Below are 18,134 nucleotides of genomic sequence, written 5' to 3'. Positions count from 1 at the left end.
TCCTCCTCGTCGCCCCACCGCCGGGCCCTACCGTGCACGCATGCCCGGAGACGAAGCTTCCCCACAGCACCCGCAGCCCGCGCAGACCCCCGCAGACCCGCCGGCGGCCCCCACCCCGCTGGCCCGCGCCGAGCAGTTCGTCTGGCTCACGGCCCGGGTGCTGGAGCAGCGCCGGTTCGCGTTCCACTTCCTGGGAGGGGACGCCGACCCGGTGGACACCGCCCTCGGCTCGTACCTCAACGGCGACGGAGGGTACGGGCACGCGCTCGACCCGGACCTGCGCGGCCCGCTGAGCCAGCCCCTGCACACCGCGCACGCCCTGCGCGTCCTGGACTCCCTCGGCCGCTGCGGCGGGCAGCGCGTCGAGCGGATCTGCCGCCACCTGACCGGGGTGTCCACCGCCGAGGGCGCGCTCCCGGTGGTCTTCCCCTCCCCCCGCGCCTACCCCGCGGCCCCTTACCACCCGGTCCACGACGACCCGCCGGGCGAGCTGCTGACCACGGGACCGGTCGTCGGCGTCCTGCACCGCAACCGGGTCTGGCACGCCTGGCTCTTCCGCGCCACGGACTTCTGCTGGGACCGGATCGAGAACCTGCGCCACTCGCACCCGTACGAGATCCAGAGCGCGGTGGCCTTCCTCGACGGCGTCCCGGACCGGGCACGGGCCGCCGCGGCGGCGGACCGGCTCGGGCGCCTGGTGCGCGAGCAGCGCCTCGTGGTCCTCGACCCGCGGCGGCGCGACGCGTACCCGCCCGCCCCCGGCTACGGGCCGGACGAGCAGCTCTTTCCGTACGACGTCGCCCGGCGGCCCGAGTCGCTCGCCCGCGGCTGGTTCACCGACGAGGAGCTGGCCCGCTCGCTGGACTTCCTCGCGTGCGAGCAGCAGCCCGACGGCGGCTGGCCCGTGCGCCGCCGGGACTGGGCGCCGGGCAGCGCGCTGGAGCGGCGGCCGATCGCCACCCTGGAGGCCCTGCTGACGCTGCGGGCGTACGGCCGGCTCCCGGCCCAGGTCAGCCGCCCAGGGCCCGCATCCCGGCCGTGACCACGACGGCGGCGGCCACGACCACCAGGAACGGGGCCCGCAGCAGCAGTGCCAGCCCCGCCGCGGCGAGTCCGGCGGCGCGGGCGTCGACGACGAGGGCGGAACCGGTGCTGAAGGTCTGCTGCGCGGTCAGCGCGGCGAGCAGCGCCACCGGCAGCAGCGCGGCCAGGCGGCGCACCACGGGCCGCTCCAGGGCGCCCGCGGGGACCAGCAGGCCGGCGTACTTGACGGCGTAGCAGCCGACGACGGTCAGGGCGATGGCGATCCAGACGTTCACGAGCGGCGTCCCTTCATCCACAGCACGACGGGGGCGGCCAGGGCCGCGATCAGCACGGGCACCCCCGCGGGCAGCACGGGCAGGAAGCCGAGCCCGAGGACGAGCGCGAGGGCGGCGACCGCCCGCTCGGTGGCCGTCTTCAGCATCGGCGCCAGCAGCGCCAGGAAGACGGCCGGTCCGGCGGCGTCCAGCCCCCAGGCCCGGGTGTCGCCGATGGCCTCGGCACCGAGCGCGCCGAGCAGGGTGGTGAGGTTCCACAGCACGTAGAGGGTGAGGCCGGTGACGGTGAAGCCGAGCCGGGCCGACCTGCGGTCGGGCTGGGCCAGCGCCACGGCGGTGGTCTCGTCGATCACCCAGTGCGCGGCGAGCGGCCGTACGGCCCGCGGCAGCCCCAGCAGCTGCGACAGGCGCAGCCCGTAGAAGGCGTTCCGGGTGCCGAGGAAGAAGGCTCCGGCGGCGGCCGTGAACGGGTTGCCGCCCGCGGCGAGCGCACCGACCAGCGCGAACTGGGAGGCCCCGGTGAAGACGAGCAGGCTGAGCACGCAGGCCTGGAGGGTGCTGATCCCGGCGCCCGCGGCGGTCACCCCGAAGGCGAAACCGGACAGCCCGACGGCCACCCCGACGCCCAGCGCGTCCCGTACGACGGCGGCGCGCGGCCGCCCCTCGGCCGGGGGTGTCCCCCGTGTCTGTCGTGTCTGCGGCGCTGCGGCCGTGCTCTGCTCTCCCACGCCCCGAACGTACGCGGGGCCGGCCCGGACGGTCTTGTACGTTCTTGCACGTGCGGGCCGGTGCCGGCCGGGACCCTAGGTGTTCCGCTCCCGCCGGTAGGCGCCGGGCGGGACGCCGACGATCCGGGTGAAGTGACGGTTCAGGTGGGGCTGGTCGGTGAAGCCCACGGCGACGGCCGCCTCCGCCGGCGGGGTGCCCGCGTCGAGCAGGCGGCGGGCGCGCCGCACCCGGGCGTCGGTCAGCCAGGTGTGCGGCGGCATCCCGTACCGCTCTCGGAAGGCCCGCAGCAGGGCGAACGGGCTGGTGCCGAGCTGCGCCGCGAGCTGTTCCAGGGAGGGCGGGTCGGCGAGCCGCTCCTCCAGTACGGCCCTGGCCGCGGCGGCGTCGGCGCCGCCCGCGCCGCGGACGGCGCGGACGGGCAGCGGCGCGGCGTACCGGGTGAGCATCCGGGCGACCACGCCCCGCAGCAGGGTGTCGGCGGCCAGCGCGTTCCCGGCCTCGGCGGCCCGGTGCACCTCGGTGATCGTCTGCGAGGCCCGCGGGTCGGCGACGATGGCCGCGGTGAAGCCGGGGGTGCCGCGCAGGGTGCCGATCTCGGCGGCGACCTCGGCGATCAGCTCGCGGGAGGGGTAGAGCGTGGAGTACGCCCAGCCCTCGGGCGCCCCGGCGCGCGCCGTGTGCGGCACCTCCGGGTTGATCAGGACCACGCTGCCCGGACCGGCGCGCAGCACCTGGCCGGGGAGGCCGACCTCCTCGATCCCGCCGGTGACCGCCGCGATGACGTAGCCGTCGTGCGCGTGCCGGGGGAAGGTGTGGCGCACGTAGTGGGCGCGCAACAGGTCCAGGCCGGGCAGTTCCGCGTACTGCCAGTGCCGTGCCCACTCCCGGTGGCCGTCCTGCGTCCCCATCCCCCCATTCTGCGCCCCGTGCCGGACGCGCGTTCTCCCAGGTCCGGCCCACTGTCGGTGGCGGGGTGCACGATGGGGGCATGGCAGGCGCTGCGCTCGACTCGTTCTCCCCCGCGACCCGCTCGTGGTTCACGGGGGCCTTCGTCAGGCCCACTTCCGCGCAGGAGGGGGCGTGGCGGGCCATCGGGGAGGGTTCGGACGTGCTGGTGGTCGCGCCCACGGGCTCCGGCAAGACCCTGGCGGCGTTCCTCGCCGCCCTCGACCGGCTGGCCTCCACCCCGCCGCCCGCCGAGGCGCGCAAGCGCTGCCGCGTGCTGTACGTGTCGCCGCTGAAGGCCCTCGCCGTCGACGTGGAGCGCAACCTGCGCAGCCCGCTGACCGGCATCCGTCAGGAGTCCGTGCGGCTGGGCCTGCCCGAGCCCGACATCCGGGTGGGCATCCGGTCCGGGGACACCCCTGCCGCAGAACGGCGGGCGCTGGCCACCCGGCCGCCGGACATCCTCATCACCACGCCCGAGTCGCTGTTCCTGATGCTGACGTCGGCGGCGCGCGAGGCGCTGACCGGGATCGAGACGGTGATCCTGGACGAGGTGCACGCGGTCGCCGGCACCAAGCGCGGCGCGCACCTCGCCCTGTCCCTGGAGCGGCTGGACGAGCTGCTGGCGCGCCCGGCCCGCCGGATCGGCCTGTCGGCGACGGTCCGTCCGGTGGACGAGATCGCCCGGTACCTCGCGCCGCGGGGCCGGGTGGAGATCGTGCAGCCGCCGTCGGCCAAGGAGTTCGACCTGTCGGTGGTCGTGCCGGTGGAGGACATGGGCGAGTTGGGCGGCTCCCCGGCGACGGAGGGGCGTGAGGGCGGTGACAAACCGTCGATCTGGCCCCACGTGGAGGAGCGCATCGCGGACCTGGTGCAGGCGCACCGCTCGACGATCGTGTTCGCCAACTCCCGCCGCCTCGCCGAGCGGCTGTGCAACCGGCTCAACGAGATCGCGTACGAACGGGCCGTCGGCGAGAAGCTGCCCGAGCACGCCTCGCCCGCCGAGGTCATGGCCCAGTCGGGCTCGGCCCTGGGCGCGCCGCCGCTGCTGGCCCGGGCCCACCACGGCTCGGTGTCCAAGGAGCAGCGGGCGCTGGTCGAGGAGGACCTCAAGGCCGGCCGGCTGCCGGCCGTCGTCGCCACCTCCAGCCTGGAGCTGGGCATCGACATGGGCGCGGTGGACCTGGTGGTGCAGGTGGAGTCGCCGCCGTCGGTGGCCTCCGGGCTCCAGCGGGTGGGCCGGGCCGGGCACCAGGTCGGCGCGGTCTCCACGGGAGTGGTGTTCCCCAAGTACCGGGGCGACCTGGTGCAGGCGGCCGTGGTCACCGAGCGGATGCGGACGGGCGCGATCGAGTCCCTGCGCGTCCCCGCCAACCCGCTCGACGTCCTGGCCCAGCAGCTGGTCGCGATGGTCGCCATGGACACCTGGCAGCTGGACGACCTGCTGGCCCTGGTGCGGAGGGCCGCGCCCTTCGCCGCGCTTCCGGAGTCGGCGTTCACGGCGGTGCTGGACATGCTGGCCGGCCGCTATCCGTCGGACGCGTTCGCCGAGCTCAGGCCGCGGGTGGTCTGGGACCGGGTGGCGGGGACGGTCACCGGCAGGCCCGGCGCCCAGCGCCTCGCGGTCACCTCCGGCGGCACGATCCCCGACCGGGGGCTGTTCGGTGTGTTCCTCGCGGGATCCGACCCGAAGAAGGGCGGCGGCCGGGTCGGCGAGCTGGACGAGGAGATGGTCTACGAGTCGCGGGTCGGCGACGTCTTCACCCTGGGCACCACGACCTGGCGCATCGAGGACATCACCCGCGACCGGGTCCTGGTCACCCCCGCCCCCGGCGTGCCGGGCCGGCTGCCGTTCTGGAAGGGCGACCAGCTCGGCCGTCCGCTGGAACTGGGCCGTGCGGTCGGCGCGTTCCTGCGCGAGCTCGGCGGCCTCGGCGAGGAGGACGCCCGGGCGCGGCTGCGGGCGGCCGGGCTCGACGGCTGGGCCGCCGACAACGTCCTGGCCTACCTCGCGGAGCAGCGCGAGGCCTGCGGCCACGTCCCGGACGACCGGACGATCGTGGTGGAGCGGTTCCGTGACGAGCTGGGCGACTGGCGGGTGGTGGTCCACTCCCCGTTCGGCGCCCAGGTGCACGCCCCGTGGGCACTGGCGCTGGGCGCCCGCCTCGCCGAGAAGTACGGCATGGACGCCCAGGTGATGCACGCCGACGACGGGATCGTGCTGCGGCTGCCCGACGCGGACCTGCTGTCCATGGACCTCCTCGACCACGACCCGGCGGCCTCGCCCGCCTTCGGCTTCGACGACGACCAGCCCCCGCTGGGCGCCTCCGACGTCGTCTTCGACCGCGGCGACGTCGACCGGATCGTCACCGAACAGGTCGGCGGGTCCGCGCTGTTCGCCTCGCGCTTCCGCGAGTGCGCGGCCCGCGCGCTGCTGCTGCCGCGCCGCAGTCCGGGGCGGCGCACCCCGCTGTGGCAGCAGCGCCAGCGCGCTTCCCAGCTGCTCCAGGTCGCCTCGGAGTTCGGGTCGTTCCCGATCGTGCTGGAGGCCGTGCGCGAGTGCCTCCAGGACGTCTTCGACGTGCCCGGCCTGACGGAGCTGATGGGCGACGTCGAGTCGCGCCGGGTGCGGCTGGTGGAGGTCACCACCGCGGAGCCCTCCCCCTTCGCCCGTTCCCTCCTCTTCGGGTACGTCGCCCAGTTCCTCTACGAGGGCGACTCGCCGCTCGCCGAGCGCAGGGCGGCCGCGCTGTCGCTGGACTCCCGGCTGCTGGCCGAGCTGCTGGGCCAGGCGGAGCTGCGCGAGCTGCTCGACGCGCAGGTGCTGGAGGAGCTGGAGCGGGAGCTCCAGTGGCTCACCGAGGACCGCAGGGCCAAGGACGCCGAGTCGGTGGCCGACCTGCTGCGCCTGCTGGGCCCGCTGACGGAGGACCAGCTCGCCGAGCGCGGTGCGGATCCGGCCTGGGCCGGGGAGCTGTCCGCCGCCCGCCGTGCGATCCGGGTCCGGATCGCCGGCACCGACCACTGGGCGGCCGTCGAGGACTCCGGCCGGCTGCGGGACGCACTGGGCACGGCCCTGCCCGTCGGCGTGCCGGAGGCGTTCACCGAGCCGGTCAAGGACCCGCTGGGTGACCTGCTCGCCCGGTACGCCCGCACCCACGGGCCGTTCACCACGACGGCCGTCGCGACCGCCTTCGGGCTGGGCACGGCCGTGACCGAGGGCGCCCTGAACCGGCTGGCCGCGGCCGGCCGGGTGGTGCAGGGCGAGTTCCACCCGGCGGGCATCGGCCGGGAGTGGTGCGACGCGACCGTGCTGCGCAGGCTGCGCCGCCGCTCCCTGGCCGCGCTCCGGCAGGAGCTGGAGCCGGTCCCGCCGACCTCGCTGGCCACGTTCCTCCCGCAGTGGCAGCACCTGGGAGGAGCCCTGCGCGGGCTCGACGGCCTGGCCCGCGCGGTCGAGCAGCTCCAGGGCGCCCCGGTCCCGGCCTCGGCCCTGGAGCGGCTGATCCTCCCCTCGCGGGTGAGCGGCTACTCCCCGGCCCTGCTGGACGAGCTGACCACCACGGGCGAGGTGGTCTGGGCGGGCGCGGGTGCCCTGCCCGGCAAGGACGGCTGGGTCTCGCTCTACCTGGCCGACGCGGCGCCGCTGCTGCTGCCCCCGCCGCACCCGCTGGAGCCGAGCCCCGTCCAGCAGGCGGTGCTGGACTCCCTCGCGGGCGGGTACGGCCTGTTCTTCCGGCAGATCTCGCAGGCCGTCCGGGCGGACTTCCCCGAGGTGTCCGACCTCGCGCTCGCCGAGGCGCTGTGGGACCTGGCCTGGTCGGGCCGGCTCACCAACGACACCCTGGCGCCGCTGCGCTCCCTCCTGGGCTCGGGCCGCACGGCGGGGTCGACGGCCCACCGCGCCCGGCGCACCGTCCCGCGCGGGCGGTACGGCACGGTCGGCGCGACCGCGTCCCGGACGGGACCGCCGACGGTGTCCGGGCGCTGGTCCCTGCTCCCGCAGCACTCCCCCGACCCGACCCACCGGGCCCACGCCCTGGCCCGAACCCTGCTGGACCGGCACGGGGTGGTGACCCGGGGCGCGGTCGCCGCGGAGGGGGTCGAAGGGGGGTTCAGCGCCGTCTACCGGGTGCTCTCGGCCTTCGAGGACAGCGGCCAGGCCCGCCGGGGCTACGTGGTCGAGGGACTGGGCGCGGCCCAGTTCGCGATGGACGGCGCGGTGGACCGGCTGCGGGCCGCCGAGCGGACCCCGCCCCCGCTGGCGGCGGTGGTACTGGCCGCCGCCGACCCCGCGAACGCGTACGGGGCGGCCCTGCCCTGGCCGGAGCCCCCGGCCGGGGCCACGCACAAGCCGGGCCGGAAGGCCGGGTCCCTGGTGGCCCTGGTGGACGGGGAGCTGTGCCTGTACCTGGAGCGCGGCGGCAAGACCCTGCTGGCCTGGCCCGGCCCTGAGGACCCGCGCCTGACGGCCGCGGTCGCCGCGCTGGCCGCCGGTTGCCGGGCGGGCACCCTGCCGGCGCTGACAGTGGAGCGGATCAATACCGAGGCCGCGCTGACCTCGCCCATGGGCCGGGCCCTGGAGGCGGCCGGTTTCCATGCCACCCCGAGAGGTTTGCGCTTGCGTTCATGAGCACCGCAACGGTACCGACTGTTCCGCTCACGTCCTGGACATGTCACAGGACTGTCGCCGGCCGTCTCTGAGCTGGCGCAGGCGCTTATTCATCCTTTATCAAGATGATCACAGGCATTGCACAGGCGATGCACAGTCATGGGGGAGCAGAAGAGTGAGCACCACCAGCATGCGTTCCACCACCCTCGGCGCGGTCGGCCTGGCGGTCGCCGGAACCCTGGCCCTGACGGGCTGCAAGAACGGCAACGAGGAGCTGACCCCCGCGCCGCCGAGCGAGTCCGCCTCGGCCGGGGCCGCGTCCCCCTCTGCCACCGCCCCGTCCGAAGCGGGCAGTCCCAGCGCCACCACCGGTGGCGGCGAGGCCCCCGCCGGGGCGAACGGCACGGCGAAGTCCGGCCAGACGTTCAAGATCGGCGAGGCTGCGGAGATGCCGTTCAGCTACGGGAACAACAAGGGCGGCCAGATCGCCCTCACGGTCACCGCGATCGAGCAGGGCGACCCCGCCGACCTGGAGCCCCTCAAGCTCGGCGACAAGGTGAAGGGGATGATCCCCTACTACATCCGCTACTCGGTCAAGAACACCGGCACCACGGACCTGTCGTACTCCTCCGTCACGCAGATCAAGGGCCTGCTCGGGGACGGCACCGAAGCGCAGCGCGTGTCGGTCATCGGCAAGTTCGAGAAGTGCGCGAACGAGTCGCTGCCGAAGGGCTTCACCAACGGCCGGACGCAGACCAGCTGCGCGCTGGCCCTCGCCCCGTCGGCCCAGACGAAGGTCACCGCCGCCGAGTACTGGGGCAACCCCTACGGCTACCCGAACAAGGGTCTCGTCTGGAAGTGACGAGCGGCCCCTCCGGCCCTCGGCCCTCGGCCCTCGGCCCCTTCATGATCCGCCGAGCCCCTGCGGCCGCATTCCGGCGCGGGGGCTCGCGCCTTTCTCCGGACGCCTTCCGCCGCACCGCCCGCCCCCGGTCACTCCCGACCCGCGTCCCCGACGGCCCGTGAGGGCGCGCCCGCGGCGGGCGCCCCCGGGCCACAATGGGTCCATGCCCGAAGGCGACAGCATCCGGCGCGCCGCCACGCGACTGCACACGGCCCTCGCGGGCCGGGAACTGACCCGCAGCGACCTGCGGGTCCCCCGGTTCGCCACGGCCGACCTCACCGGCCGCCTCACCCTCGACGTCACCCCGCGCGGCAAGCACCTCCTGCACCGCCTCGAAGGGGGCCTCACCCTGCACAGCCACCTCCGCATGGACGGCGCCTGGCGCGTCTTCGCCCCCGGGCAGAAGTGGCGCGGCGGCCCCGACCACGAGATCCGGGCCGTCCTCGGCACGGCCGACCGGACCGCCGTCGGCTACCGCCTGCCCGTCCTGGAGCTGCTGCGCACCGCCGAGGAGGAGCGCGCCGTCGGCCACCTCGGTCCCGATCTCCTCGGCCCGGACTGGGACCCCGCCCGCGCCGCCGCCAACCTGCTCACCGCCCCCGAGCGGCCCCTCGGCGAGGCCCTGCTCGACCAGCGCAACCTCGCCGGCATCGGCAACATCTACAAGGCCGAGCTCTGCTTCCTGGCCCAGGTCACGCCCTGGACCCCGGTGGGCTCGCTCCCCGAGGAGAACCTGCCCCGCCTGGCCGCGGCCGCCCACCGGCTGCTCGCCGCGAACTGCGGCGACGAGCCCGGCCACCGCCGCAACACCACGGGACGCCGGCGTCCCGGCCAGGAGCTGTTCGTCTACGGCCGCGCCCACCGGCCCTGCCTGCGCTGCGGCGCCACCGTCCGGGAGGCCCCCCAGGACGACCGCCCGACCTACTGGTGCCCGCGCTGCCAGACCGGCCCCACCCCCTGAGCCGTTCCCCGAGGCCCGCAAAGCCCCCCCGCCCCGGGCCCGGCGGGCCCCGCCCGCACCCGGCGCCCGCCCCCAGGACCGCCCGCACGGCAATTGACTACCCGTCAGATCCGGTCGTACGGTCCCCGCATGCCCACACCCACAGCCCCGTACGACCTCACCGGCCGCACCGCCCTGGTCACGGGCGCCGCCAACGGCATCGGCCGCGCCACCGCCCTCCTCCTCGCCGGGGCCGGAGCCCGCGTGCACTGCGCCGACCGCGACGCGGAGGGTCTCGCCGAGACCGCCGCCCTCGTCGGGAAGGCGGGCGGGACGGCCGAGGTCCACCCCCTCGACGTCACCGACCGGGCCGCGCTCCGTGCCGCCGTCACCGCCGCCGGCCCGCTGGACATCGCCGCCGCCATCGCGGGGATCATGCACACCAGCACCGTCCTGGACACGACGGACGAGGATCTCGACCGGGTGTTCGACGTGAACTTCAAGGGGGTCCTGCGCACCTGCCAGGAGGCCGCCCGCTCCATGATCGCGGCGGGCCGTCCCGGTTCGATCGTCACGATGGCCTCGGGCGCCGTGGACGCCGCCCAGCCCGGCCTGCTCTGCTACAGCGCGGCCAAGGCCGCCGTCGTCCAGCTCACGAAGACCCTCGCCACCGAGGCCGGCCCGCACGGCATACGCGTCAACGCCGTCGCCCCCGGCTGGATCCGCACCCCCATGACCGCACGCCACGATCCCGAGGTCCAGCAGCAGACCGAGGCGGCGATGGTCCGCCTGTCGCCGCTGCGCCGGGTCGGGGAGCCGGAGGACGTCGCCCGGGCGGTGCTCTACCTGGCCTGCGACGCCTCGTCCTTCATGACGGGCCAGATCCTTCGCCCGAACGGTGGGGTGTCGATGCCCTGGTGACCGTCACCCCCAGCGGTGACGCGCCCGGTGCCGCCGCGCTCCGGCCGGCCCCGTCGGCGCTCCTCCGCAGCCGGCGTACGGGAGCGGGCACGCAGTGCACCGGCAGCAGCCCGAGCCCCCAGCCACCCACGGCCACCGCGCCCTCCACGGCCCCGGACTCGGCCGGGACCAGGAGCAGCCTCAGGACGGCCCACCACCACAGGGCACCCACCGCCAGCGCGACGGCCGGCACCACAGGTATGCGCAGCAACGGCCGCACCGACTGCCTCCCAGGGGGCCGGGACCCGGACGGCCCCATCGTCTCGCAGCCCCTGCCCACGCGCACCCAGAACGGCCGGAAGCCCCGGCCGGTGCATCACGCACCGGCCGGGGCTCCCGGCCACACTCGAACACGCACGTGCTCACGCGGCTACGACATTCACCGCTTCCGCAGGCGCCTTGATGGTCACCCGCTCCGGACCCGCGACCGAAGCCATGGATACCGAATTGAGCATCGGGCGGACCGGTACGCCGACCGGTTCGCTTGCCGCGGCCGACTGTGCCAGCTCGGCCAGCGACAGTTCGTCGCTGACTTCGCGCATCAGCTCGGACATCCGTACGTCCAACGCGTCGCAGATCGCGGAGAGCAGCTCGGAGGATGCCTCCTTCTGCCCCCGCTCCACCTCGGAGAGATAGCCGAGCGAAACTCGGGCCGACGAGGAGACTTCGCGCAGAGTACGGCCCTGGCGCTGGCGCTGCCGACGCAGCACGTCACCCAGCAGGCGACGGAGCAGAATCATCGGTGGCTCCCTCCTCTGACCGTGTAGCCGCATCCTTCACGCCCCACCGTACCGCCTCGCGCCGCGGCCGTGCGGGGAGCGATGTCGTGTTCACTCAGGGCTGCAAACATCAAATCCCCCCGTTCTGTTCCGTATCCTGCCTCCGCGCATTCTCCCGGAGTTGGTCCGCGAGAAGCCCGAGCACTGTGCGTGCACTCTCCCTACGAATTTCCGCCCGGGAGCCGTTCAACCTCAGCAGGGCCGTTTTCCTGCCCCCCGGACCGTCCAGCGCGACGAAAACCGTCCCCACCGGCTGCCCGTCCTGGGGCTCCGGGCCGGCCACCCCCGTCGTCGCGATTCCCCACGAAGCGCCCATCACACGCCGCACTCCGCCCGCCATCTCGGCTGCGACCTGCGCGTTCACCGCGCCTTCGGCCCGCAGCAGCGCGGCGTCCACGCCCAGGACCAGGTGCTTGATCTCCGTGGCGTACGCCGTGACCGATCCGCGGAACGACCGAGAAGCACCGGGTACGGCCGTGAGGGCCGCGGCCACCATCCCGCCGGTCAGGGATTCGGCCACCGCGAGCGTCTGGTCACTCTCCGCGAGCAGCCGCAGCACGTCCGCCGCCGCCTCGTACCCGTCGGCCGTTCCGGAGCCCGTCACGGCCTCCGGAGCACCCCCCGCCCCGTGGGTCACCTCGCGGTCCGCTCCGCCGCCAGACCCTGGCGGCGCAGGACGACCGCCTGCCGGATGTAGTCCAAACCGGTGACGACGGTCAGCACGACGGCGACGGCCATCACCCAGAAGCGGAAGGTCGCCAGCGGCCCGGTCAGCGCGAGGACGTACATGCCCACCGCCGTGCCCTGGGCGAGCGTCTTCAGCTTGCCGCCGCGGCTGGCCGGAATCACTCCGTAGCGGATGACCCAGAAGCGCATCAGCGTGATCCCCAGCTCGCGGCCGAGGATCACCCCGGTCACCCACCAGGGGAGGTCGCCCAGCCAGGACAGACAGATCAGCGCCGACCCCATGATCGCCTTGTCGGCGATGGGGTCGGCGATCTTGCCGAAGTCGGTGACCAGGTTGTACGTCCGGGCGAGGTGCCCGTCGAAGATGTCCGTGATCATGGCCACGGCGAAGGCCGCCCACGCCCAGGCCCGCCAGACGGGGTCGTAGCCCCCGTCGGCGAGCAGCAGGAGGACGAATCCCGGCACGAGGACGAGCCGGACCATCGTCAGGATGTTGGCGATGTTCCACAGGCTGGCCTGGTTGACGGCCGCGGCCCCCAGCTTCGCGCCGGGAACGGGCCGGCGGCCGGTCCCGCCCGCCGTCGATGCCGGGACTCCGGTCATCCGGCCGCCTCCTCGAAGTCCGTGTCCAGGGGCTCGGCCACCAGGTCCACGCCCAGGGTGCCGACGACCTTCGCCGTGACGATACGCCCGGGCACCAGTCCGGCGCCGTCCGTGAAGACGACCTGGCCGTCGGTCTCGGGGGCCTGGTGGGCCGCGCGCCCGTAGGCGCCCTCGCCCTCCTCGGCCTCGTCCAGCGGCACGACCGTCTCGACGAGCACCTCCAGGGTCTCCCCGATCCGCTCCTCGGCGCGCTGCGTGGTGAGCTCCTCGGCGAGCCGCTGCATGTGCGCGAGGCGCTCGGCGATCGTGTCCTCGTCCAGCTTGTTCTCGTAGGTGACGGCCTCGGTGCCGTCCTCGTCCGAGTAGCCGAAGACGCCGATGGCGTCGAGGCGGGCGTGGGTGAGGAAACGCTCCAGCTCGGCGAAGTCGGCTTCCGTCTCGCCGGGGAAGCCGACGATGAAGTTGGAGCGGACGCCGGCCTGCGGGGCCTTGGAGCGGATGGTGTCCAGCAGCTCCAGGAAGCGGTCGGTGTCGCCGAAGCGGCGCATGGCGCGCAGCACGTCGGGGGCGGAGTGCTGGAAGGACAGGTCGAAGTACGGCACGACCTTGGGGGTCGAGGTGAGCACGTCGATCAGGCCCGGGCGCATCTCGGCGGGCTGGAGGTAGCTGACGCGGACGCGCTCGATGCCGTCCACGGCGGCGAGCTCGGGCAGCAGGGTCTCCAGCAGCCGGATGTCGCCGAGGTCCTTGCCGTACGAGGTGTTGTTCTCGGAGACCAGCATGATCTCCTTGACGCCCTGCTCGGCGAGCCAGCGGGTCTCGCCCAGCACGTCGGCGGGGCGGCGGGAGATGAAGGACCCGCGGAAGGACGGGATGGCGCAGAAGGAGCAGCGGCGGTCGCAGCCGGAGGCCAGCTTGACCGAGGCCACCGGGCTCTTGTCCAGACGGCGGCGCAGGGGCGCGCGCGGGCCGGAGGCGGGCGCGACACCCTCGGGCAGGTCCGCGGGGGCCTCAGCGGGCTCCTGGGCGTGGCCGGGGAGGGCGACGTCGGCGGACTGCCGCTCGGCGGGGCTGATCGGCAGCAGCTGGCGGCGGTCGCGGGGGGCGTGGGCCTCGACGTTTCCGCCGCTCAGGATGGTCTGGAGGCGGTTGGAGATGTCGGAGTAGTCGTCGAAGCCGAGGACTCCGTCCGCCTCGGGCAGGGCGTCGGCGAGCTCCTTGCCGTAGCGCTCGGCCATGCAGCCGACGGCGACGACGGCCTGCGTGCGGCCGTGGTCCTTGAGGTCGTTGGCTTCCAGGAGGGCGTCTACGGAGTCCTTCTTGGCGGCTTCGACGAAGCCGCAGGTGTTGACGACGGCCACGTCCGCGTCGGCGGCGTCCTCGACGAGCTCCCAGCCATCCGCCGCCAGGCGGCCTGCGAGCTCCTCCGAGTCCACCTCGTTACGGGCGCAGCCAAGAGTGACAAGGGCGACGGTACGGCGTTCGGGCATGGACTCAAGACTACTTCGTCCCGGCGCCGGCCCCCGCCGCGAGGGGGCGCCCCGCCGGTCGTGCCCGGCTCGCGGGCTTCGCGGGCCGGGCCGGCCCGGCCCGCGAAGCCCCCCGGACGCCGGGATCCCCGGGGTGCCGGTGGCACCCCGGGGATCCCGGATCGCGCTGTCCGCCCTGGGGCGGCCCCTGTCTCAGCCCGCCTGGGGCTGGTCCTTCAGGGGGTCCTCCTTGGTGTATGTGAGGCGTTCCACCTGGCCGGGGCGGAAGTCTTCCTTGATCTCCTTGCCGTTCACGAAGAGCTTCACCACGCCGGCGTCCCCGAGCACGAGGTCGACGGACTCCTTGTCGGTGAAGGTCTTGGACTCCCCCTGGACGAGGGTGCCGTCGAACAGCAGCCGGCCGGTGGAGTCCTTCGCGGAGATCCAGCTCTCGCCCGTGTCGGCGGTCAGGACGACCGTGACGAGGTCCTTGGGCGCGGCCGCGATGGCGCTGTCCGAGGGCTTGGGCGTCTGCGGGGCCTGCGGGACCTGGGCGGGCGGCTTGGCCACGGTCTGCTTGGGTGCGGGCTTGGGCGAGGCGGATCCTTCCGCCACGGGGCGCTTGTCCTTGTCGTCGTCGCCGCTGAAGGCCGTGAAGCCCACGAAGCCGATCACGGCGACGATGGCGGCGACCATGGCCGCGGTCCAGTTGGGCCGCTGCCGTTCGGGCCGGATGCGCTCGGCGTCGAACATCGGCGCGGCGGGCGTGGGTGCCGGCCGGCCGCCATGGGCCGCGTCGTAGCTCTCGACCAGGGGTGCCGGATCGAGGTTGACGGCGCGGGCCAGCGTCCGGATGTGGCCGCGGGCGTACACGTCGCCGCCGCACCGCGTGAAGTCGTCCTCCTCGATCGCGTGCACGATCGGAATGCGCACGCGGGTGGTGGAACTGACCTCGTCGACTGTGAGCCCGGCGGCGATCCGGGCCTTCTTGAGGGCCGTCCCGATGGACGGCTCATCGACGGAACGTTCGACGAGACGGTCCTCGGACCGGTCGTCGGTCGAAGGACGCTCGTCTTCGGGGGAGTTGGAGTTGCCGATGGACACAAGGGCGCCTTTCGAGCGTGTAGCCACCTGCTGGATGTCCAGTCTAGGGGGGGTACGAAAGGGTGGAGCAACCGGAGGGTGCCCTTCCTACGCCATACGAATGGCGCCGGGAGGATCCCTCCGGCGGGCCGGCCCGACGCCGTACGCGTGTCGTGCGCGGTGCCGTCCCGTCCCTTCAACTTGACGCGGCCCCATGGGAAACGGTTGCCCGCGATTCGGCTACGAATCCGTCTCGCCGCGGATCACCGCGAGCACGCCGTCGAGCTCGTCCGCCTTCAGCAGGACGTCGCGCGCCTTCGAACCCTCGCTCGGCCCGACGATCCCCCGCGACTCCATCAGGTCCATGAGCCGGCCGGCCTTCGCGAAGCCCACCCGCAGCTTGCGCTGGAGCATCGAGGTGGAGCCGAACTGCGTGGTGACGACGAGCTCCGCCGCCTGGCACAGCAGGTCCAGGTCGTCGCCGATCTCCTCGTCGATCTCCTTCTTCTGCTTCTGGCCCACGGTGACGTCGTCCCGGAAGACCGGCGCCATCTGGTCCTTGCAGTGCTGGACGATCCCGGCGATCTCGTCCTCGGTGACGAAGGCGCCCTGCAGGCGGACGGGCTTGTTGGCGCCCATCGGCAGGAACAGCCCGTCGCCCTTGCCGATGAGCTTCTCGGCGCCGGGCTGGTCGAGGATGACCCGGCTGTCGGCCAGCGAGGAGGTGGCGAACGCCAGACGCGAGGGCACGTTGGCCTTGATCAGGCCGGTGACCACGTCCACGGACGGCCGCTGCGTGGCGAGCACCAGGTGGATGCCGGCCGCGCGGGCCAGCTGGGTGATGCGGACGATCGAGTCCTCGACGTCGCGCGGGGCCACCATCATCAGGTCGGCGAGCTCGTCGACGATCACGAGCAGGTACGGGTAGGGGTTGAGCTCCCGCTCGCTGCCCGGCGGCAGTTTGATCTTGCCTTCCCGGATGGCCTGGTTGAAATCGTCGATGTGCCGGTAGCCGAAGGCGGCCAGGTCGTCGTAGCGCAGGTCCATCTCGCGCACGACCCACTGCAGCGCCTCCGCCGCCCGCTTGGGGTTGGTGATGATCGGCGTGATCAGGTGCGGGATGCCCTCGTACGCGGTGAGCTCGACCCGCTTGGGGTCGACGAGCACCATCCGGACGTCCTCCGGGGTGGCCCGCACCATGATCGAGGTGATCAGGCAGTTGATGCAGGAGGACTTGCCGGAGCCGGTGGCGCCCGCCACCAGCACGTGCGGCATCTTGGCGAGGTTGGCCATGACGTAGCCGCCCTCGACGTCCTTGCCCAGGGCCACCAGCATCGGGTGGTCGTCCTCGGCCGCGTCCGCGAGGCGCAGGACGTCACCGAGGTTGACCATCTCGCGGTCGGTGTTGGGGATCTCGATGCCGACCGCGGACTTGCCCGGGATCGGGCTGATGATGCGCACGTCCGGGGAGGCCACGGCGTAGGCGATGTTCTTCGCCAGTGCCGTGATCCGCTCGACCTTCACGGCCGCGCCGAGGGTGACCTCGTAGCGGGTGACCGTCGGGCCGCGGGTGAAGCCGGTGACCTGCGCGTCCACCTTGAACTCGGTGAACACGTTGGTCAGCGAGGCCACCACGGCGTCGTTGGCGGCGCTGCGGGTCTTGCCGGGGCCGCCGCGCTCCAGCAGGTCGAGCGAGGGCAGGGCGTACGTGATGTCCCCGCGCAGCTGGAGCTGCTCGGCCCGCGGGGGCAGGGGCTGGGCCTCCGGCGCGGACTTGGTCAGGTCCGGCACCGACAGGGTCCCGGAGGCCGCGGCGGTGGTGGCGTGCGGCTGCTCGGCGGCGGCCGGGGCGGCCGGCGCCGGGGCGGGCTCCGGGGCCGCGGCGGGTTCCGCGGGCGCGGCCGGCCGGCCGGGGCGGGCGGCCGGAACCGGAGCGGTGTGCTCGGTCCCCTCGCGCTCGCCGCCGATGCCCTGCGTGAGGTCGGCGACCAGCGGGGAGGGCGGCATGCCGCCGTAGACGGCCCCGTCCAGCGCGGCGGCGGCCGCCGCGGCCACGTCCACGGCGTCCATCTCCCCCTCCCTGGCGGGCCGGGCGGCGGACCTGCGCGGCCGGCGCCGCCGGGCCGCCAGGGCCTCCTCCTCGGCAAAGTCCGCCGGGTCCCCGGAGTCGGGACCGGCCCCGCCGCGGGCCCGCCACTGCTCGGGGTCGTGCCGGCCGGCCGGGCCGCCCTCGGCCTCCCCGTACGCCTCGTCGTACTCGTTCGGGGCGATGATCCCGAGCCGGATGCCGAGCCGGCGCAGCCGCTGCGGGATGGCGTTGACCGGGGTCGCGGTGACCACGAGCAGGCCGAAGACGGTCAGCAGCACCAGCATCGGCACGGCCAGCGGCGCGCCCATGCTGAAGATCAGCGGCTTGGACGCGGCCCAGCCGATGAGTCCGCCCGCGTCCTGCATGGCGGTGGTGCCCTCGTCCCGGCCCGGTGCCCCGCAGGCGATGTGGACCAGCCCCAGGACGCCGATGGCGAGGGCCGAGAGCCCGATGCCGATGCGCCCGTTGGCGTCGGTCTGCTCGGGGTGGCGGATGAAACGTACCGCCATGACGCCGAGCAGGACCGGCACGAGCAGATCCAGTCGCCCGAAGGCTCCCGTGACCAGCATGGTGACCAGATCCCCGACCGGACCGCTCAGGTTCGACCAGGTACCGGCGGCCACGATCAGCGCGAGCGCCAGCAGCAGCAGCGCGACGCCGTCCTTGCGGTGTGCCGGGTCCAGGTTCTTCGCGCCGTGGCCGATGCCGCGGAAGACGGCGCCCACGGCGTGCGCGCAGCCCAGCCACACGGCGCGCACCAGCCGGACCACACCTCCCGTGGGGGACGGCGCGGGCTTCGCCGCGACCTTCTTGACCGGGGCGCGCCGGGCGGCCGCGGCCTTCTTCGCGGGGGGCTTGCGGGCGGGGGCCGCCTTCTTCGCGGGCTCCGTCGTACGGCCGGTGCGGCCCTTCGCGGTGCCCGCGGCGCTCGGGGAACCCTTACCGGACGTACGTGAGGCCATGCGCCCGAGGTTACCGGTGCGCGCCCCGGTGGACACGCGTGCCCACCCCTTCA

The 18,134-nt window shown here is 74.2% G+C and carries 15 protein-coding genes; 5 read left to right on the top strand and 10 right to left on the bottom strand.

Going from position 1 to position 18,134, the window contains the following annotated elements; all coding sequences use genetic code 11:
* Positions 1 to 40: 40 nt before the first annotated feature.
* Positions 41 to 1,042: a hypothetical protein gene (locus ACPU2J_RS25040; RefSeq protein WP_423834015.1), complete on the top strand. Its 1,002-nt coding sequence runs from the start codon at positions 41 to 43 to the stop codon at positions 1,040 to 1,042.
* Here the strand turns inward: ACPU2J_RS25040 and ACPU2J_RS25035 are convergent.
* The 3 genes from ACPU2J_RS25035 to ACPU2J_RS25025 form a co-directional block, all read right to left on the bottom strand.
* On the bottom strand, positions 1,011 to 1,319 hold the full coding sequence (locus tag ACPU2J_RS25035) for an AzlD domain-containing protein (protein ID WP_423834014.1): 309 nt from the start codon (positions 1,317 to 1,319) through the stop codon (positions 1,011 to 1,013). The two genes, ACPU2J_RS25040 and ACPU2J_RS25035, sit on opposite strands and share 32 nt — an antisense overlap.
* On the bottom strand, positions 1,316 to 1,948 hold the full coding sequence (locus ACPU2J_RS25030; protein WP_361589636.1) for an AzlC family ABC transporter permease: 633 nt from the start codon (positions 1,946 to 1,948) through the stop codon (positions 1,316 to 1,318). Before ACPU2J_RS25030 ends, ACPU2J_RS25035 begins: the two co-directional genes overlap by 4 nt.
* Positions 1,949 to 2,122: 174 nt before the next feature.
* Positions 2,123 to 2,956 (bottom strand): AraC family transcriptional regulator, encoded by an 834-nt coding sequence (locus tag ACPU2J_RS25025; RefSeq protein WP_361589529.1) that lies wholly within the window; start codon positions 2,954 to 2,956, stop codon positions 2,123 to 2,125.
* A gap of 80 nt (positions 2,957 to 3,036) precedes the next feature.
* Here ACPU2J_RS25025 and ACPU2J_RS25020 point away from each other — a divergent pair, with 80 nt between their 5' ends.
* The 4 genes from ACPU2J_RS25020 (at position 3,037) to ACPU2J_RS25005 (ending at position 10,370) form a co-directional block, all read left to right on the top strand.
* Positions 3,037 to 7,626 (top strand): ATP-dependent helicase, encoded by a 4,590-nt coding sequence (locus ACPU2J_RS25020; protein WP_423834013.1) that lies wholly within the window; start codon positions 3,037 to 3,039, stop codon positions 7,624 to 7,626.
* Positions 7,627 to 7,780: 154 nt separating this feature from the next.
* Complete coding sequence (locus ACPU2J_RS25015) at positions 7,781 to 8,467, top strand: hypothetical protein (RefSeq protein ID WP_420079418.1); 687 nt, start codon at positions 7,781 to 7,783, stop codon at positions 8,465 to 8,467.
* Positions 8,468 to 8,672: 205 nt separating this feature from the next.
* The gene (locus tag ACPU2J_RS25010) at positions 8,673 to 9,470 is read left to right on the top strand and encodes an Fpg/Nei family DNA glycosylase (RefSeq protein ID WP_420079419.1); all 798 of its coding nucleotides are present in this window, start codon (positions 8,673 to 8,675) and stop codon (positions 9,468 to 9,470) included.
* 129 nt (positions 9,471 to 9,599) lie between these two features.
* Entirely contained in the window at positions 9,600 to 10,370 is a 771-nt protein-coding gene (locus tag ACPU2J_RS25005; protein ID WP_361589540.1) for an SDR family NAD(P)-dependent oxidoreductase, read from the top strand.
* Here ACPU2J_RS25005 and ACPU2J_RS25000 read toward each other — a convergent pair.
* The 7 genes from ACPU2J_RS25000 to ACPU2J_RS24970 form a co-directional block, all read right to left on the bottom strand.
* Entirely contained in the window at positions 10,318 to 10,629 is a 312-nt protein-coding gene (locus tag ACPU2J_RS25000) for a hypothetical protein (protein ID WP_420079420.1), read from the bottom strand. The two genes, ACPU2J_RS25005 and ACPU2J_RS25000, sit on opposite strands and share 53 nt — an antisense overlap.
* 142 nt (positions 10,630 to 10,771) lie before the next feature.
* A complete protein-coding gene (locus ACPU2J_RS24995) occupies positions 10,772 to 11,149 on the bottom strand; it encodes a helix-turn-helix domain-containing protein (RefSeq protein ID WP_360871662.1) in 378 nt (125 codons plus the stop codon).
* Positions 11,150 to 11,258: 109 nt separating this feature from the next.
* The gene (locus ACPU2J_RS24990) at positions 11,259 to 11,792 is read right to left on the bottom strand and encodes a CinA family protein (protein WP_365496444.1); all 534 of its coding nucleotides are present in this window, start codon (positions 11,790 to 11,792) and stop codon (positions 11,259 to 11,261) included.
* Positions 11,793 to 11,821: 29 nt separating this feature from the next.
* Complete coding sequence (pgsA, locus tag ACPU2J_RS24985) at positions 11,822 to 12,478, bottom strand: CDP-diacylglycerol--glycerol-3-phosphate 3-phosphatidyltransferase (RefSeq protein WP_420079421.1); 657 nt, start codon at positions 12,476 to 12,478, stop codon at positions 11,822 to 11,824.
* On the bottom strand, positions 12,475 to 13,968 hold the full coding sequence (gene rimO, locus ACPU2J_RS24980; protein ID WP_420079422.1) for a 30S ribosomal protein S12 methylthiotransferase RimO: 1,494 nt from the start codon (positions 13,966 to 13,968) through the stop codon (positions 12,475 to 12,477). The genes pgsA and rimO overlap by 4 nt, the downstream gene beginning before the upstream one ends.
* A 192-nt stretch (positions 13,969 to 14,160) precedes the next feature.
* Positions 14,161 to 15,051 carry a helix-turn-helix domain-containing protein gene (locus tag ACPU2J_RS24975; RefSeq protein WP_420079423.1) on the bottom strand — a complete coding sequence of 297 codons (891 nt, stop codon included), beginning with the start codon at positions 15,049 to 15,051 and terminating at the stop codon, positions 14,161 to 14,163.
* Positions 15,052 to 15,270: 219 nt separating this feature from the next.
* Positions 15,271 to 18,081, bottom strand: coding sequence for a DNA translocase FtsK (locus ACPU2J_RS24970; protein WP_423834012.1), 2,811 nt, complete (start codon positions 18,079 to 18,081; stop codon positions 15,271 to 15,273).
* Between the last annotated feature and the right edge of the window lie 53 nt (positions 18,082 to 18,134).

Source organism: Streptomyces manipurensis (assembly GCF_049570255.1).
Classification (GTDB): Bacteria; Actinomycetota; Actinomycetes; order Streptomycetales; family Streptomycetaceae; genus Streptomyces; species Streptomyces manipurensis.
This window is presented reverse-complemented; position numbering and strand designations above follow the sequence as displayed.

Coding starts and splice junctions, on each gene's coding strand:
- ACPU2J_RS25040 (WP_423834015.1), top strand. CDS start 41: ATGCCCGGAGACGAAGCTTCCCCACAGCACCCGCAGCCCGCGCAGACC.
- ACPU2J_RS25025 (WP_361589529.1), bottom strand. CDS start 2,956: ATGGGGACGCAGGACGGCCACCGGGAGTGGGCACGGCACTGGCAGTAC.
- ACPU2J_RS25020 (WP_423834013.1), top strand. CDS start 3,037: ATGGCAGGCGCTGCGCTCGACTCGTTCTCCCCCGCGACCCGCTCGTGG.
- ACPU2J_RS25010 (WP_420079419.1), top strand. CDS start 8,673: ATGCCCGAAGGCGACAGCATCCGGCGCGCCGCCACGCGACTGCACACG.
- ACPU2J_RS25005 (WP_361589540.1), top strand. CDS start 9,600: ATGCCCACACCCACAGCCCCGTACGACCTCACCGGCCGCACCGCCCTG.
- ACPU2J_RS24995 (WP_360871662.1), bottom strand. CDS start 11,149: ATGATTCTGCTCCGTCGCCTGCTGGGTGACGTGCTGCGTCGGCAGCGC.
- pgsA (WP_420079421.1), bottom strand. CDS start 12,478: ATGACCGGAGTCCCGGCATCGACGGCGGGCGGGACCGGCCGCCGGCCC.
- rimO (WP_420079422.1), bottom strand. CDS start 13,968: ATGCCCGAACGCCGTACCGTCGCCCTTGTCACTCTTGGCTGCGCCCGT.
- ACPU2J_RS24970 (WP_423834012.1), bottom strand. CDS start 18,081: ATGGCCTCACGTACGTCCGGTAAGGGTTCCCCGAGCGCCGCGGGCACC.